Below are 17015 nucleotides of genomic sequence, written 5' to 3' on the forward strand. Positions count from 1 at the left end.
GCAGCATTTGCTGCTGTTCGGCCTCGAACAGCTTGAGCGCACCCAACGGACTGTCCGCCGCCACCTCAAGCATCTGTTCGAGCACGGCCATCAGTTGCTCGCTCACCTGAACAATGGTCGACGCCGCAAAGTGTGCACACTGGTAACTGAAGTTGAACGCCAGGGTCTGGCCGACGCCGATCATCACGGTCAACGGATAGTTGGTCCTTTCGAAATAACTGACGTCCTTGAACACCAGCTCCCGAGGCGCTTCCTGCTCCAGCACCTCGGACACCGGGTAGTTCTCGAACACCAGCAGGCTGTCGAACAGGTCACCACCGTCCTGCGCGGCCCAGCGCTGGATGTCGAACAGCGGCGTGTATTCGTACTCACGCAGGCGCAGGTTCAACTGCTGCACGCCCTGCAACCAGCTTTCCAGGCTTTGTTCAGGTTGTGGGCTGGCAATCACCGGCAGCGTGTTGATGAACAGACCGATCTGCTGTTCGACCCCCTTGAGGTCCGCTGGGCGCCCGGACACTGTGGCTCCGAACGCCACGCTCGATTGACCGGTGTAACGCTTCAACAGCAACAGCCAGGCCGCCTGGACCAAGGTGTTGAGGGTGACTTTATGCGCCTAGGCCAGGCTGCGCAGACGCTGGGTGATGGATTCGTCCAGGACTTGGCGCTGCTCGCCATACAGCGCCCGCAAACCGGCGACTGGCGTGTGTGCGATAGCGCGGGCCAGATGAGTCGGCTCATTGAGTGTCAGCAGTTGCTCTTTCCAGAACCGTTCGCTGGCCTCGGCATCCTGGCGATGCAACCACTGGATGTAGTCACGATAGCGACCGGCATTCAACGCCAGCGTTTCACCGCTGTAGCGCTGCAACACCTCACCCATCAATTGCGAGGCGCTCCAGCCGTCCATGAGGATGTGGTGGTTGGTGTAGATCAAGTGATAACGCCGTGCATCGACGCGTATCAGCACCAGACGCAAGAGCGGCGCCTGCATCAAATCAAAACCCTGCTCCAGTTCGGCCAAGGCCCTGGCGTCCAGCTCCGCCACGAGGTCGGCGCGGCCTTGCCAGTCCAATAGCGTGAACGGCACGCTGATGTGGGGGTGAACCACCTGCACCGGATGCTCCAGGCCCTGCCAGACAAAACTGCTGCGCAATACATCGCGAGCATCCACCGTGGCTTGCCAGGCGGCCTGGAAACGTTGCGGGTCGAGCCCCTCGACATCCAGCCGTACCTGATTGGTGTAACTGCTGCCCTGTGGCTCATACAAGGTATGAAACAACATGCCGCGCTGCATCGGTGACAAGGCGTACACATCATCAATCGCGCAGGCGCTGACTGGCAATTCGTCGAGCTGCTGCTGGCTCAGATTCGCCAGCGGGAAGTCCGACGGTGTCAGGCCGCGATGCTGCGGCTGGCAGCAATGCTCAATCAGTTGCTCAAGCTCGCTGGCGTATTCATCGGCCAGACGCTGAATCACCGGTTCACTGAACATCTGCGCACTGAAGGTCCAACCCAGGGTCAACTCTGCGCCATACACTTGGCCATTGAGCGACAACCAGTTGCCCAATGACGCCAGCGGACTGTGCTCGGCGCCCTTGGCTTCATTGGCCGGGACAAACAGCACACCGCCCTCGGCATCGAAGCTGCCGTCGAACTGCCCGAGGTAGTTGAAGGTAATGCGCGGCACTGCGCATTGACTCAGGACCTGGCGCGTCGGCTCATCGCCCAGGTAACGCAACAGGCCAAAGCCGATCCCGCGATCCGGTACCGCGCGCAACTGCTCCTTGATTTGTTTGATCGAGTCGGCGATCCCGGCGGCTGGCGTCAGGTTGACCGGGAACATACTGGTGAACCAGCCCAGGGTGCGGGTCAGATCCAGCTGTTCGACCAATTCTTCACGACCATGGCCTTCAAGTTGGATCAACGTTGAGTGCTGCCCGGTCCAGCGGCAGACTACCCGCGCCAGAGCGGCCAACAACAGGTCGTTGATCTGGGTCCGATAGGCCGCGGCTGTGTCTTGCAACAACTGACGGGTCAGGGTTGCATCCAGACGCGTGTAAACCGTCTGGGCGTGGCGGTTTTGCAGCGAGCCTTGCGGATTGTCGCAAGGCAGTTGCGCGGCATCGGCGATCCCCTGGGCCTGCCAGTACGGCAACTGGCGCAGTAGAGCGGCGCTCTGGCTATAAGCCTGCAAGTGCTCGACCCAGCGTTTGAATGACACTGTCTTCGGGCTGAACCTGATCGCCTGCCCTGCCAACAGTTGCTTGTAGGCATCCTGCAGGTCCTCCAGCAAGATGCGCCAGGACACACCGTCCACCACCAAGTGATGCACCACCAGCAACAGGCGCTGTTCGGCATTGGGCAACTCGAAGAGCACCGCCCGCACTAGCGGCCCCTGCTCCAGGCCAAGACTGCCCTGGGCCTGATCGGCCAGACGCTCAAGTTCGTCCAGGTCCGCCACCGTTTTGTGCCAGAGCGGCGCAGGCAACGGCTGCTGTTGCTCCAGGGCGCGATAACTTGCCGTCAGGGTCTGTGGATCAAAGCTCAGGCGCAAGCCGTCGTGATGACTGATCAGCGCCTGCAATGCCTGTTCAAGGCGTTGCGGGTCCATAGGGCTCAAGGGCTTGAGCAAGACCGATTGGTTCCAGCGCTGGCGTTCGGGGATTTCCTGCTCGAAGAACCATTGCTGCACCGGCGACAGCGCGCTGACTCCGCTTACCAGGCCTTGCTCACCGAGCCCATCCGGTTCGCCGACCTCGGCCACCATCGCCAGGCGCTGTACGGTTTGTTGTTGGAACAAATCTTTAGGGGTAAAGCGAATGCCCGCCTGACGGGCTCGGCTGACCACCTGGATCGAGATGATCGAGTCGCCACCCAGGGTAAAGAAGTTATCGGTGACCCCCACCTGCTCAAGCTTGAGGATCTCCTGCTAGAGCGCCACCAGCTGGCGTTCCAGCGCATTACTCGGGGCAAGATAAGCCCGCGGGTGCTGGTTCAGGTCAGGCAACGGCAAGGCCTTGCGGTCGAGCTTGCCATTGGGTGTCAGCGGCAACTGGTCGAGGAACACCACGTGCGCCGGCACCATGTACTCCGGCAGATGCGCCTTGAGCTGCGCCTGGATCGCCTCGCCCTGGGGTGCTTGCCCTTCGCTGACGTTGACGGATGCCACCAGGTAGGCCACCAACTGCTGGCCGCTGCCCCCTTCGATTGCCAGTACCACGCCTTCGCGCACTGACTCAAGAGCCAGCAACCTAGCCTCGATTTCGCCCAGCTCGATACGGAAGCCACGCACCTTCACCTGATGGTCGATACGCCCAACGTATTCGATCACGCCATCGGCGCGGTAACGGGTCAGGTCGCCGGTACGGTACAGACGCTCGCCCGTGCTCGAAAACGGGTTGGGGACATAGCGTTCGGCAGTCAGGCCCGGACGGAACAGGTAGCCACGGGTAATGCCTTCACCCGCCAGGTACAGCTCGGCGGCGACCCCCACCGGTACGGTTTGCAGCTGCGGGTCCAGCAAGTAGCTGGCGGTGTTGGCGAGGGGCCGGCCAATATTGGCCGACATCCCGCTGGCACGCCGGGTCCAGGTCGAATAGGTGGTGTCTTCCGACGGACCGTACAAGTCGTAGACATGCTCCACCGTGGGCTGCGCGTAGAGGACTTCCACCAGCGACTGCTTCAGCGGCTCACCGGCCAGGTTGATGATGCGCACACTCGCGGGAATCTGCCCGGCCCGTTGCAGGGCGGCAATCGTCGATGGCACGGTATTGATCAGGCGCACTTGATCGCGGGCCGCCAGGTCGGGCAACTCCAGGGCGTTGCGCGCCATGACGATTGAGCCGCCACTGGCCAGGGTGACAAAAATCTCCCAGACCGACAGGTCGAAACACACGGAGGTCGAGGCCAGGACACCTTGCAGGTCATCCTGGCTGTACACCTGCTGCGACCAGTGGATCAACGCCAACACGTTACGGTGGGCAATCGCCACACCCTTCGGCTTGCCAGTGGAGCCGGAGGTGTAAATCACATAGGCCAGGTTCGACGACTGCCCACGGCACCCCGGATTGTGCTCAGGGTACCCGGCAAACGCATGACCACCGGCTTCCACCAGCAATACCTGGGCGTCGCCCTGCGGCAGTTGTTCCAGCAAGCTGGCCTGGGTCAGCAGGACCTTGGCCTGGCTGTCTTCAAGCATGTAGGCCACGCGGTCCTGCGGGTAATCCGGGTCCAGCGGCACATAGGCGCCACCGGCCTTCAACACCGCCAGCAAGGCAATCACCAACTCGCTGGAGCGTGGCATCGCCACGCCCACCCGGACTTCCGCCGCGACGCCCAACTCGATCAGGTGGTGCGCCAACTGGTTGGCCCGTGCATTGAGCTGACCATAACTCAGGGTTCGCCCGCCCGACACCAGGGCAAGCGCATTCGGCTGTTGTGCGGCGCGCGCTTCGATCAGATGCGCAATGCCCGGCTGATCGGCAAAGGTCGAACCGTTGGCATTCCAGTCGTAGGTGATCAGTTGCGCCTCGCGAGCACTGAGTAGCGGCAGCTCGGCCACCGCCTGCTGCGGATGACTGACGATCCCCTGCAGCAGGGTTTGCCAATGCATGGCCAGGCGCTCGATGGTCGCCGCGTCGAACAGGTCAGTCGCATAAATCAGTGACGCCGACACCCCGTCCTCGGATTCGAAGGTGTTCAAGGTCAGGTCGAGTTGCGCGGTGGTGCTCTCCCAGCTCAAGCTTTCGACGCGCAACGCCCCCAGTTGAGTGCTGATAGCCTGGGCCCGAGGGTCCTCGCTCTGATGGTTGAACATCACCTGGAACAAGGGGTTATGGCTCAGGCTGCGCTCGGGTTGCAGACGATCCACCAATTGCTCGAACGGCAGGTCCTGCCAGGCCTGGCCGGCCAGCGCGGCGCGGCGCACCTGGCCCAGCAAGTCGCGGAACGACAAGCCTTCGGTGAATTCAGCCTTGAGTACCTGGGTATTGACGAAGAAGCCAATCAGACGCTCGGTTTCCAGGCGGTTACGGTTAGCAATGGGCACGCCGACACGAATATCGTTTTGCCCGCTGTAGCGATGCAACAGCGCCTGGAACGACGCCAGCAACAGCATGAACAGCGTGACCTGCTCGCGCTGGGCCAACTGCTTCAACGCCACGCCCAGCTCGGGGCTCAACGGGATGTGTATTTGCGCGCCACGGTAACTCTGCTGGGCCGGACGGGGATGATCGGTCGGCAATTCCAGCACCGGCTGTTCACCGCCCAGTTGCTCCAGCCAATACGCCAATTGACGCTCGCGCTCGCCGCTATCCATCCATTGCCGCTGCCAGTGGGCATAATCGGCGTACTGGATCGGCAAGGCCGGCAGTTGCACCTCTTGGCCCTGGCTGTAACCGGCATAGAGTTCGATCAACTCATCCACCGTCACTTTCATCGACCAGCGATCAGACACAATGTGGTGCTGGGTCACGATCAGCACGTAATCATCGGTCGCCAACTGCAGCAGTTTGACCCGCAGCAACGGGCCTTGGCGCAGATTGAACAGCTGGCTGATTTCTGCGTCGACCCGGGCCTTGAGCCGGGCATCGAAATCGGCTGCCGGCCCGAAGGGTTCGACGGTGAGGGTCAGGCTCATCGCGGGCTGAATCACCTGCACGGTGCGCCCGTCTTCCTCGATGAACTGCGTGCGCAGGCTTTCATGGCGCGCCAGCAGAGCGTTGAAACTGCGTTCCAGGGCAACCACATCCAGTACGCCGCGCAGGCGCAACGCCGCCGGGATATGGTAAGCCGTGCTGTCCGGGTCCAATTGCCAGAGGAACCATTGCCGTTCCTGGGCATAGGACAGCGGCAGCGATTGATCGCGCTCGACCCGGGTCAACGCGGGGGCCAGTGGTAACGGCGCCTGGGGCGAAGCTTCTGGCTCCAGGGCCTGGACAAAGGCGCGCAAGGTACTGTGTTCGAACAAAGTGCGCAGCGCCACTTCAGTGTTCAGCAACTGCCGCACCCGCGACATGACCTGCGTGGCCAGCAACGAGTGCCCGCCCAGTTCGAAGAAGTTGTCCGCCAGCCCCACCCGCTCCAGCTTGAGCACTTCTTGCCAAATCTGCGCGACCTGTCGTTGGCGTTCAGTGCTCGGCGCAACGTAGGCCTTCTGCACCTGACTGGCCTCCGGCTGCGGCAGGGCCTTGCGGTCCAGCTTGCCGTTGGGCGTCAGCGGCAGACGCGCCATGAACAGCCAGTACTGCGGCACCATGTAATCCGGCAACTGTTGCTGCAGGCGGTGTTTCAACGCTTCACGCAAGGTTTCTTGCGCGGCGTCGGGCGCCACCAGGTAACTCACCAGCAGCGGTCCTTGCGGCCCTTCCTGAGCCACCACCACCGCTTCGCGCACCTCGCTGTGCTCCAACAGGCGCGCCTCGATCTCGCCCAATTCGATACGGAAACCGCGGATTTTCACCTGATGGTCGATCCGACTGATGTAGTCGATCACCCCGTCCGCGCGGTAGCGCGCCAGGTCGCCGGTACGGTAGAAACGTCCTCCCGGTGCGCCATACGGGTTGGGCAGGAAACGCTCGGCGGTCAATGCCGGGCGCTCGAAATAGCCCCGCGCCAGACCATCGCCACCAATCAGGAGCTCACCGGCGACCCCCACCGGATTGGCCGACAGGTCTTCACCAAGGATGTACAGCGACGTGTTATTGATCGCCCTGCCCAGATGCGGCTGGCTGTGCTCGCTGTCCAACGCCTGCAAGGCCGACCAGATGGTGGTTTCGGTCGGGCCGTAGAGGTTCCAGGTTTGCGCCCCCAGTGCCGTCATGCGTACCGCCAATTCATCGGCCAGCGCTTCACCGCCACACAGCAAACGACGGCCCGCCAAGGCGCCAGCGTTGGGGCTTTCCAGCAGCATGCGCCAGGTCGACGGCGTGGCTTGCAACAGCGTGATGCCCTGCTCCTGCACCTGCTTGAGGATCAGTTCCGGATCGCGCTGGGTAGCCTGGCTGGCCAGGACCACACGGCCACCGACCATCAACGGCGTGTACAACTCCAGGCCGAAGATGTCGAAGGAGAACGTGGTCAGCGACAGCAGGCGATCCTGCGCGCCGATCCCGGGTGCTGCGGCCATGCTGACGATAAAGTTGGTCAGCGCGCCATGGCGCACCATCACGCCTTTGGGCTTGCCCGTGGAACCTGAGGTGTAGATCGCATAGGCGAGGTTTTCCGGGGCCAGCGGCACCTGCGGGTTCGCCGTGCTGTAGCCGCTCAAGGCCTGGCCCAGGTCCAGCGCCTGCACATGGGGCGCGATCGGCAAGGACAAGTGACCTTGGGTCAGCAGCAGCTTGAGGCCACTGTCCTCGATCATGTAGCCCAGGCGCTCCTGCGGGTATTCCGGGTCCAGCGGCACATAGGCGCCACCGGCCTTGAGCACCGCCAACAAAGCGATGACCATTTCCAGCGAGCGCTCAACCGCCACGCCCACCAGCACATCCGGACCGACGCCCAGCTCCAGCAGGCGGTGCGCCCACTGGTTGGCCCGGGCATTGAGTTCGGCGTAGCTCAGTTGCTGTTCAGCAAACACCAGCGCCAGCGCTTCCGGAGTGCGCGCCGCCTGCTCCTCGATCAATTGCTGGATGCACTGCCCGGCCGGGTAGGCCACGGCGCTACGGTTCCAGTCTTCGAGTATCACTCGCTCATCGGCTGCGGCCAGCAACGGCAATTGGGCGATGCGCTGCGTCGGGTCAGCCACCACCGCCTGCAACAGGTGCTGCCAGTGTTGCACCAGGCGCTCGATGGTGCTGGCGGCGAACAGATCCGTGGCGTACTTGAGCACGGCTTCAATGCCATGGGCATGTTCGACAGTGTTGAGCACGAGGTCGAACTGAGCGGTCTGGCTTTGCCATTCCAGGCGTTCCACGCTCAGTTCGCCCAAGCCGGTTTGCGCATCGTTGCGGCTTTCGGCCTGGTGATTGAACATCACCTGGAACAACGGGCTGTGGCTCAGGCTGCGGCCGGGCTGCAACGCTTCCACCAGTTGCTCGAAAGGCAGGTCCTGATGAGCTTGGGCGTCCTGCGCGGTCTGGCGGACCTGGCGCAGCAACTCGACGAATGAGCACTGGCCATTGATATCAGCCTTGAGCACCTGGGTATTGACGAAAAAGCCGATCAGGCGCTCGATTTCAGCGCGCCCCCGATTGGCGACGGGCACACCGACACGAATGTCCTGCTGGCCGCTGTAACGGTGCAAGAGTGTCTGGAATGAAGCCAGCAACAGCACAAACAGCGTGGTGTTTTCTCGTTTGGCCAGGACCTTGAGGCCTTCGGCGAGCGTCTCATCCAGCATCAGGCGGTGGCTGGCACCGGCAAAACTCTGCACCGCCGGTCGAGGGAAATCGGTGGGCAGTTCAAGCACCGGCTGTTCGCCGCCGAGCGTGTCTTGCCAATAAGCCAGTTGTCGCTCCTGCTCACCCGCCTCCATCCATTGTCGCTGCCATTGCGCGTAGTCAGGGTACTGGATCGTCAATTCCGGCAGGTGAACGGCCTGGCCCTGACTGAAGCCGGCATAAAACTGCACCAACTCCTCGACCATAACCTGCAGCGACCAACCGTCGGAGACGATGTGATGCAAAGTCACCACCAACACATGGTCGTCAGCGGCCAGACGCAGCAAACGCGCGCGCATCAGCGGGCCCGTCTGTAAATCAAAGAGTTTGCCTGTTTCCTGTTCGACGAATGCCTGCAGGTGAACCGTAAGAGGTTCGCCCTGCGGCAGGTGCAGTTCATCGACATCCAGTGCAAAAGGCCCTGCGGGCAGGACCACTTGCAAGGGCTGATCATCTTGTTGAGTGAACACGCTGCGCAGGCTTTCGTGTCGGTCGACCAGGGCCTCGATGCTGCGTTGCAACGCAGCCACATCCAGCCGGCCCTTGAGTCGCAGGGCCGTGGGGATGTTATAAGCCGTGCTCTGCGGCGCCCACTGCCAGAGGAACCACTGCCGTTGCTGGGCATAGGACAGCAACAACGGTTCTTCGGCCGCGCGCGGGAAAACCGGGGCAATCGTGAAAAGGTTCAGGCCTTTCTGTTTGAGCAGAACTGCCAGAGCCTTTCTTTGTTTGGCCGAAAGTTTCCCTACCGACTCAATTAACTCTTGCACGCGTTGTCCTCACTCAAGAAATCAGTTTTTCAAGATCATCGAGAGATAGACGTTTGAGGGTCTCCAGAGATTTAGCCAATTCATCCTGAACCGGCGACAAATCAGCGCGCAGGGCTTGGATGCGGTCACAGAACTGTTCCAGGGTGTGCGCAGCGAACAGCTCCCTGAGCGGCACCTGGTCACCCAAGCGCTCCTTGATCCGCGTCACCACCAGCGTTGCCAGCAACGAATGGCCACCGAGGTGGAAGAAACTATCGTTCAAGCCGACCCGCTGAACGTCCAGCACTTCCTGCCAGAGAGTCGCCACTTCCCATTGCAAGTCGGTGCGCGGTGCCTCGTAAGCCAATTGCCGTGGGTTGCCACCCAGCGCCAGCAGGCCTTTGCGGTCGAGCTTGCCATTGGGAGTCAATGGCAACGCCTCGATCAGGTGCAGATGGCTTGGCACCATGTGCGCCGGCAAACTGGCCGCCAGATGGCTGCGCAGGCTGTCCACCAGGTTGGGCTGTTCGCCGTCCTCCGGTTCAGCCACCACATACGCCAGCAACTGCTTGCCGGCAGCGCCTTCCTGAGTCAGCACCACCGCCTCGCGTACCGCAGGATGCATCAGCAGGCGGGCTTCGACTTCGCTCAACTCGATGCGGAAACCTCGGATTTTCACTTGGTGGTCGGCCCGCCCGATGTACTCGATGTCGCCCTCCGCGCCCTGGCGTACCAGATCGCCGCTGCGGTACAGCCGCTCACCGCGGGTGGAGAACGGGTCAGGTACATAACGCTCCGCGGTCAGCCCCGGACGCATCAAGTAACCACGGGTCACCCCGGCGCCCGCCAGGTACAACTCGGTCGCGACGCCCGCCGGCAACGCTTGCAACTGTGGGTCCAACAAATAGGCCGTGGTGTTTTCCAGCGGCCGCCCGATGTTCGCCTGACCGCCCGCCACACGCAGGGTGAAGGTCGAATAGGTGGTGTCTTCCGACGGCCCGTACAGATCGTAGATGCGCTCCACCGCCGTGCTGGCGTACAAACTGTCGACCAGCGCCTGCTTGAGCGGCTCGCCCGCCAGGTTGATGGTTTGCACCGAGGGCGGAATCTGTCTGGCCCGCTGCAAGGCGGCAATCGCCGATGGCACGGTATTGATCAGCCGCACCCGCTCCCGCGCCGGTAACTCGGGCAAGGCCAGGGCGTTGTCCGCGAGCACCATGAAACCACCGCCGGCCAGGGTGACGAAAATCTCCCAGACCGACAGGTCGAAACAGATCGAAGTCGAGGCCAGCACCCCTTGCAGGGCTTCACGCGAATAGGTCGCCAACGACCACTGGACCAGGGCCGCGACGTTGCCATGGGTAATCGCTACACCCTTGGGCTTGCCGGTGGAACCCGAGGTGTAAATCACATACGCCAGGTTGGCCGCGCAGGTCAGCGGCGCCGGACAGGTGTGCGGCCAGTCGTGCAGCCATTGCGCGTCTGACTCCACCAACAGCACCTGCGCCTGCAACACCGCCGGCAGTACCTCGCGCAACGACGCTTCGGCCAGCACAACGGCGGCCTGGCTGTCGTCGAGCATATGCAGCAAGCGTTCCTGCGGGTACTCCGGATCCAGCGGCACATAAGCACCGCCCGCCTTGAGGATCGCCAGCAGGCTGATGACCATCTGCGGGGTACGGCGCAGGCACACACCGACCCGCACTTCCGGACCAACGCCCAACGCCCGCAGCTTGTGCGCCAACTGATTGGCACGCGCATCAAGGGTGGCGTAATCCAGTTGTTCCTCGCCAAACAGCATCGCCAGCGCTTGCGGATCATGCCGGACCTGCGCCTCGATCTGCTCCACCACTCCAGCAGTGGCCGGTGCACGACTCGGCGAACGCCCCCAAGCCAATGCGGCCTGGCGTTGGTCCGGGGGCAACAACTCCAGCACACCCAGCGGCTGGCCGGCATCGGCCATGAACTGGCGCATCAGGTGTTCCAGTTGCTCGGCCAAACGCTGGACGCCCGCTGCATCGAAACAGGCCTGGTCAAAACTGCAACCCAGGGCCAATTCGCGACCCGCCACCGCCACCAGGGTCAGCGGGTAGTTGGTTTGCTCCTGGCGACGAATCGGCGAAAACCCCAGGCCACTCCCCTGCCCTTGCTGCAAGGCTTCGGACATCGGGTAGTTCTCGAACACCAGAATACTGTCAAACAGCGGACCGGCACCCAGTCCAGCCCAGCTTTGAATCTCATACAGGGGCGTGTGTTCGTGTTCACGCAGGGCCAGGTTAAGGTCTTGCACCTGCTGCAGCCACTGCGTCACGGTCAGGTGCGGAGACGGCGTGGCAACCACCGGCAAGGTGTTGATAAACAGCCCAATCTGTTGCTCGACCCCGGGCAAGTCCATCGGCCGTCCAGCCACGGTGGCACCGAAGGCAACCGTGGCCTGGCCGGTGTAGCGCTGCAACAGCAACAGCCAGGCCGACTGCATCAGGGTGTTGAGGGTGATCTTTTGCTCACGGGCAAAACCGTTCAACCGCGCGGTAAGCTCGGCGCTGAACAGATGCTCATGATCCGCATAACCACTGCCCAGCACCTGTTGCGGGCCCACGGCGTCAGCCAGGCGGGTTGGCTCCTGCAAATGACCCAGAGCCCCACGCCAGAACCCTTGGCTGACCTCGGCATCACGCTGGCTCAACCATTCGATGTAGTCGCGATAGTGCCCCTGCGCTGCGGCAGGCGCCTGCCCGGCGTAGCGTTGCAACACCTCGCCAAACAGCTGCGAAGTGCTCCAGCCGTCCATCAGGATGTGATGGCTGGTGTAGATCAGGTGATAAGTGCTAGCACCGGTACGTACCAGGATTACCCGCAGCAACGGCGCACGATCAAGCTGGAAGCCGGCGTCCAAATCCTCAGCGGCCAACTGATCGAGGGCTTGTTCAAGGTTCGCCCGGCCTTGCCAGTCGTGAATCACCAGCGGCATGGGCACGCTGCCCAGCACGATCTGTACCGGCGCGCTCATCTCCGGTGGCCAGACAAACGCCGTGCGCAGGATGTCGTGGGCGTCCAAGGTCTGCTGCCAGGCTGCACGGAAGCGCTCGGCGTCGAGTTGCTGGACGTCGACCCGCAACTGGTTGGTGTAGGCCGGGCCATCCGGCTCGTGCAGGGTGTGGAACAGAATCCCTTGCTGCATGGGCGACAGCGGATAGAGGTCGGCGATATCCCGTGGATTCACTGGCAACCGCTCCAACTGCGCCTGGGTGAAGTTCACCAGATTGAAATCCGACGGTGTCACACCACTCTGCTGTGCGCTGCTGCAATGCTCGATCAACGCCGCCAGTTCAGCCGCGTAATCGTCGGCCAACGCCTGCACCGTGTTGCGCTGATACATGCCAGTGCTGAAGGTCCAGCTCAGCTCCAGTTCGGCGCCGTACACCTGACCGTTGATACTCAGCCAGTTGCTCAGTTCCCCCCGTTCGCTGCGTGCGGCACCGTCGGATTCCGGCGCTGGCATGAACAGCGCACCTTGGTCGGCGGCAAAATCAGCGTCGAACTGGCCCAGATAGTTAAAGGTAATCCGTGGTTCGCCAAGGTCGGCCAACGCCGCCTGGCTGGCCGCATCACCGCAGTAACGCAGCAAGCCGTAGCCGATGCCTTTGTTCGGCAGTTGACGCAGTTGCTCCTTGATTTGCTTGATCGAAGCGTCTAGATCGGCAGCCGGGGTCAGCTTCACCGGGAACAAACTGGTGAACCAGCCCATTGTCCGGGAGATGTCCTGCTCATCGAACAAGGCTTCACGGCCATGCCCCTCCAGCTGGATAGCCACTGCAGACTGTTGGCTCCAGCGGCACAGCACGCGGGCCAGTGCGGTCAGCAACAGGTCATTGACCTGGGTCCGGTAGGCGGCTGGCGCGACCTTCAGCAGTTTGTGCGTCAATCCCCGATCCAGGCGGGTCGAGACGACGTGGGCTTGAGACAGGCTCAAGCCGCCGTCCGGGTTGTCGCGGGGCAGGTCCAGCGCGCAGCCCTGCAAGCAATCCTGCCAATACCGCAACTCGGCCTTGAGCACGTCGCTCTGGGCATGGCCCTGCAACCGCTCAGCCCAGGTTTGCAGCGAAGCCCCCTTGTCCGACAGCTTGACCGGCTCCCCGCGCGTCGCCTGGGTGTAGGCGCTTTGCAAATCTTCCAGCAATACCCGCCAGGAGACTCCATCCACGACGGTGTGATGAATCACCAGCAGCAGGCGCTGCTGCCCCTCGGGCAGTTCCATCAGTACCGCGCGCAGCAACACGCCTTGCTCCAGGTTCAGGCTACGCTGGGCCTGATCGGCCAGGGCCTGGACCTCATCAGCTGTCGCCAGGGCCGCAGGTGTCCACAGCAACTCGCCGGGCATGCGAGCCTGATAGTCGGCGCGCCATTGCCCATCCTGTCGCGTAAATGCGAGGCGCAGCGCATCGTGCTGCGCGTACAGCGCTTGCAATGCCAGGTTCAACGCCGCTACCTCCAGGCGGGCCTGAGGGTGCAGCAGGATCGACTGGTTCCAGTGATGACGCTCGGGAATATCCATGCCAAAGAAACGTGCCTGGATCGGCAACAGCGCCTGGGCTCCGTTGATCTGCAGGGCGCTGGCCGGGGTCGCGGGGGCCTTGACCTCTACCCATTTGGCCACTTGCGCCAACTGGGCAATGGTCTGTTTTTCGAACAACTGTTTGGGGGTCAGCTTGATTCCGCGGCGCTTGGCCCGGGCAATGATCTGCAGGCTGAGAATCGAGTCGCCGCCCAGTTCAAAAAAGTTGTCACCAGTGCCTACCTGCTCAAGCTTGAGCACCTGGGCCCAGACTTCGGCCAAAACCTGCTCCAGTTCATTGCTCGGAGCCACGTAGTCTTGAACCTGAGCATCCGGGGCCGGCAGGGCCCGATGATCCAGCTTGCCGTTGGCCGTCAGGGGCAAGCGTTCGAGCAGGATGATCCGCGCCGGCACCATGTAGTCCGGCAGCAGCCCGCGCAGTTCGCGGGTCAGTTGTTCGGCATCGGTGGTGGCCGTCGGCGCCGGCACACAGTAGGCGACCAGTTGCAAACGCCCGGCATCCCCCTCCATCGGCAACGCCAGCACGGCAGCATCTTGTATGTCATCCAACTGCCGCAGCATGTGCCGGACCTCGCCAGGTTCGATCCGGTAGCCACGGATTTTCACCTGATCGTCGCCGCGACCGAGAAACTCCAGTACGCCGTCGACACTGCGTGCACGGTCACCGCTGCGGTACACCCGCTCGCCTTTGCACCCTTGCGGATCGGGAACGAAACGTTCAGCGGTCAGCCCTGGCTGATTCAGGTAGCCCTGAGCCACACCGGCACCGCCCAGATACAGCTCCCCCGCCACCCGCGCGGCGACCGGGTTGAGGTAGGCATCCAGCAGGCGCGCGCGGGTATTGGCCAGGGGTTGGCCAACGGGCACGCTCAGGGTCGCGGGGCGTTCGTCCGTCACCTCATGGGTCAGCACGCCGACCGTGGTTTCCGTCGGGCCGTAATGGTTGATGATCCGGCAATCCGGTGCCAACTGCGCCACCTGTTGTACCAACGACCAAGAGCAAGTCTCACCCCCCAGCACCAGCGCATGTGCCGGCAGTACATCTGCCGGGTTGCCGGCCTGCAACAGGCTGTGCAAATGGCTGGGCACGATTTTCAGCGCACCGACCCGGTGCTCGCTCATGTAACCGGCGAAACGGTCCGGGTCGAAAGCGTATGCCTGTGGCACCAAGTGCAACAGGCGACCGCTGGCCAGCGCGGCAAACAGCATGGTGTGCCCGAGGTCCGCCGCCAGGGTGGAGATCATCGCCAGGCTGGCATCGGTCGGCAGGCGCAGGCGCTGCAGAATCGCTTGCACGTAGTTACCCAACGCCTGGTGGCTGACCAGTACACCCTTGGGCTGACCGGTGGAGCCCGAGGTGAAAATCAGGTAAGCCGGTTGTTCCGGGGCCACTTCAAGCGCCAGTGGAGCAGCACTGCACGAGGCAAACCGCGCCTCGTCATAATCAAGCACCCGGCACTGGCAATCGATACGTTGATCGCCCGCCGTGCGCAACAGCCAGGCAGCGCCACTGCGACTCACCACCTGCTGCAAGCGTTCCGCGGGTTGCTGGACATCCAGCGGCAGGTACACGCCACCGGCCTTGAGCACCGCCAGCAGGCCTACGGTCCAGGCCACGCTGCGCTCCAGTGCCAGGGCCACCACCTCGCCGTTACGCAATCCCTGCTCGCGCAAGTGCCGGGCCAGACGGTTGGACTGCTGCTCCAGCGCGGCAAAACTGATGAGTTCTTGCTCGCAGCGCACGGCGACGGCAGCGCCACGGGTTTGGCCGTTGGCCTGCCACAACGCCAGGAAATGCGGGTGCGGGAAATCTTCCGTGGGCGCTTCGTCAGCCACCCCGGCCACGGCCGGCCGTTGATCAATCAGCGCGGCAGGCGCCGCGACCATGTCCTGCAATACTCCCTGCAACGAGTCGGCAATCGCCTCGACGGTGCGCCGCTCGAACAGGTCGGTCGCGTAGCTGAAGCTGATCTGCAGGCCGTGTTCAGTGTCGGTGAAATCCAGCGCCAGATCGAAACGCGCGTCGCTTTCCGCGATCTCGAACACTTCAATATCCAGCGCGGAAAAACTGCCCTGGCCGTTGTGGCTCAGGCCACTGCCCGCCAGGTTTTGGTTGATCTTCACCTGGAACAACGGGTTGTGGCTCAGGTTACGCTCGGGCGCCAGGGCGTCCACCAACTGCTCGAAGGGCAAGTCCTGATGGGCCTGGGCTCCGAATACGGTTTCTTTGACCTGAGCCAGCAACTGCTCGAAGCTCTGCTGTTCATCGACCTCGACCCGCAGTACCTGGGTGTTGATAAAGAAGCCGATCAGTCCTTCGGTTTCGCTGCGATTGCGCCCGGCGTTCGGCGCCCCCAGACGAATGTCGCGCTGCCCGCTCTGACGTGCCAGCACCACCGAAAACGCCGCCAGCACCAACATGAACAGGGTATAACCGCGCGCGCTGCCAAGGTTTTTCAGGGCCTGGGACAAGACTGGGGAGCAATCGGCGGTCAACACCGCGCCCCGGTAACTCGGCACGGGTGGACGCTCGCGGTCCAACGGCAACGCCAGCAGCGGTTGCTCGTCGCCCAGCTTCTGCGTCCAGTACTGCAATTGGCGCGCGCTTTCCCCAGCCTCCATCCAACTGCGTTGCCACAGTGCGAAGTCCGCGTACTGGATCGGTAAGGCCGGCAGTCGCGGCTCACGCTGATGGGCGATCGCGTCATACAGATGGACAAATTCCTCGACCATCAACTGGCTCGACCAGCCATCGGAAACGATGTGATGCAGAGTCACCACCAGCACATGTTCATGGGCCTCGAGACGGTAGAGTTTGACCCGCAGCAACGGCCCATTGATCAAGTCGAAGGGCTGCGCCAGTTCCTCGGCGACCAGCGCCTTGAGCCCTGCCTCCCCCGCGTCCAGGGCTGCAGTTGGGACGTCGATGCGATGCAGATTCACCGGCGCGCTATCGTGGATTTCCTGATAAAAGGCGCCGTCTTCAGACACAAAGCGAGTACGCAGCACCTCATGGCGCTGCACCAGCGCGTCGAAAGCCTGGCGCAATGTGGTTTCGTTCAGTTCGCCCTTGAGGCGTACCGCGCGCGGTACGTTGTAGAACGAACTCTGCGGCTCCATCTGCCACAGAAACAGCAGACGTTGCTGGGCAAAAGACAAAGGAATACGTGGCACGTCATGGCGACAGGTGACAATCGGCAACAGCTTGAAGCTGTTGTTGGCCTCGTTCATCTTCGCCAGGATCTGCCGCCGCTGCTCCAGACCCAGGCCGATGAAACGCTTGGCAATACGCTCTGCGGTAGTCTTATCCAT

General features: G+C 62.6%; 2 protein-coding genes and 1 pseudogene. All 3 read right to left on the reverse strand.

Features of this window, described 5'->3' with window-relative positions; genetic code table 11:
- Positions 1 to 61: 61 nt before the first annotated feature.
- Positions 62 to 2902, reverse strand: a pseudogene (locus BLU75_RS27875) (condensation domain-containing protein); the annotation flags it as partial.
- A 24-nt stretch (positions 2903 to 2926) separates the two neighbouring features.
- Complete coding sequence (locus BLU75_RS13020) at positions 2927 to 9148, reverse strand: non-ribosomal peptide synthetase (RefSeq protein ID WP_231982654.1); 6222 nt, start codon at positions 9146 to 9148, stop codon at positions 2927 to 2929.
- 13 nt (positions 9149 to 9161) lie between these two features.
- The gene (locus BLU75_RS13025; RefSeq protein WP_084380111.1) at positions 9162 to 17015 is read right to left on the reverse strand and encodes a non-ribosomal peptide synthetase; all 7854 of its coding nucleotides are present in this window, start codon (positions 17013 to 17015) and stop codon (positions 9162 to 9164) included.

Origin of the sequence: Pseudomonas mucidolens (assembly GCF_900106045.1) — a bacterium.
Lineage (GTDB): Bacteria > Pseudomonadota > Gammaproteobacteria > Pseudomonadales > Pseudomonadaceae > Aquipseudomonas > Aquipseudomonas mucidolens.

What these genes read in the sequence shown, in the direction of transcription:
- BLU75_RS13025 (WP_084380111.1), bottom strand. Translation starts at nt 17,015, where the DNA reads ATGGATAAGACTACCGCAGAGCGTATTGCCAAGCGTTTCATCGGCCTG.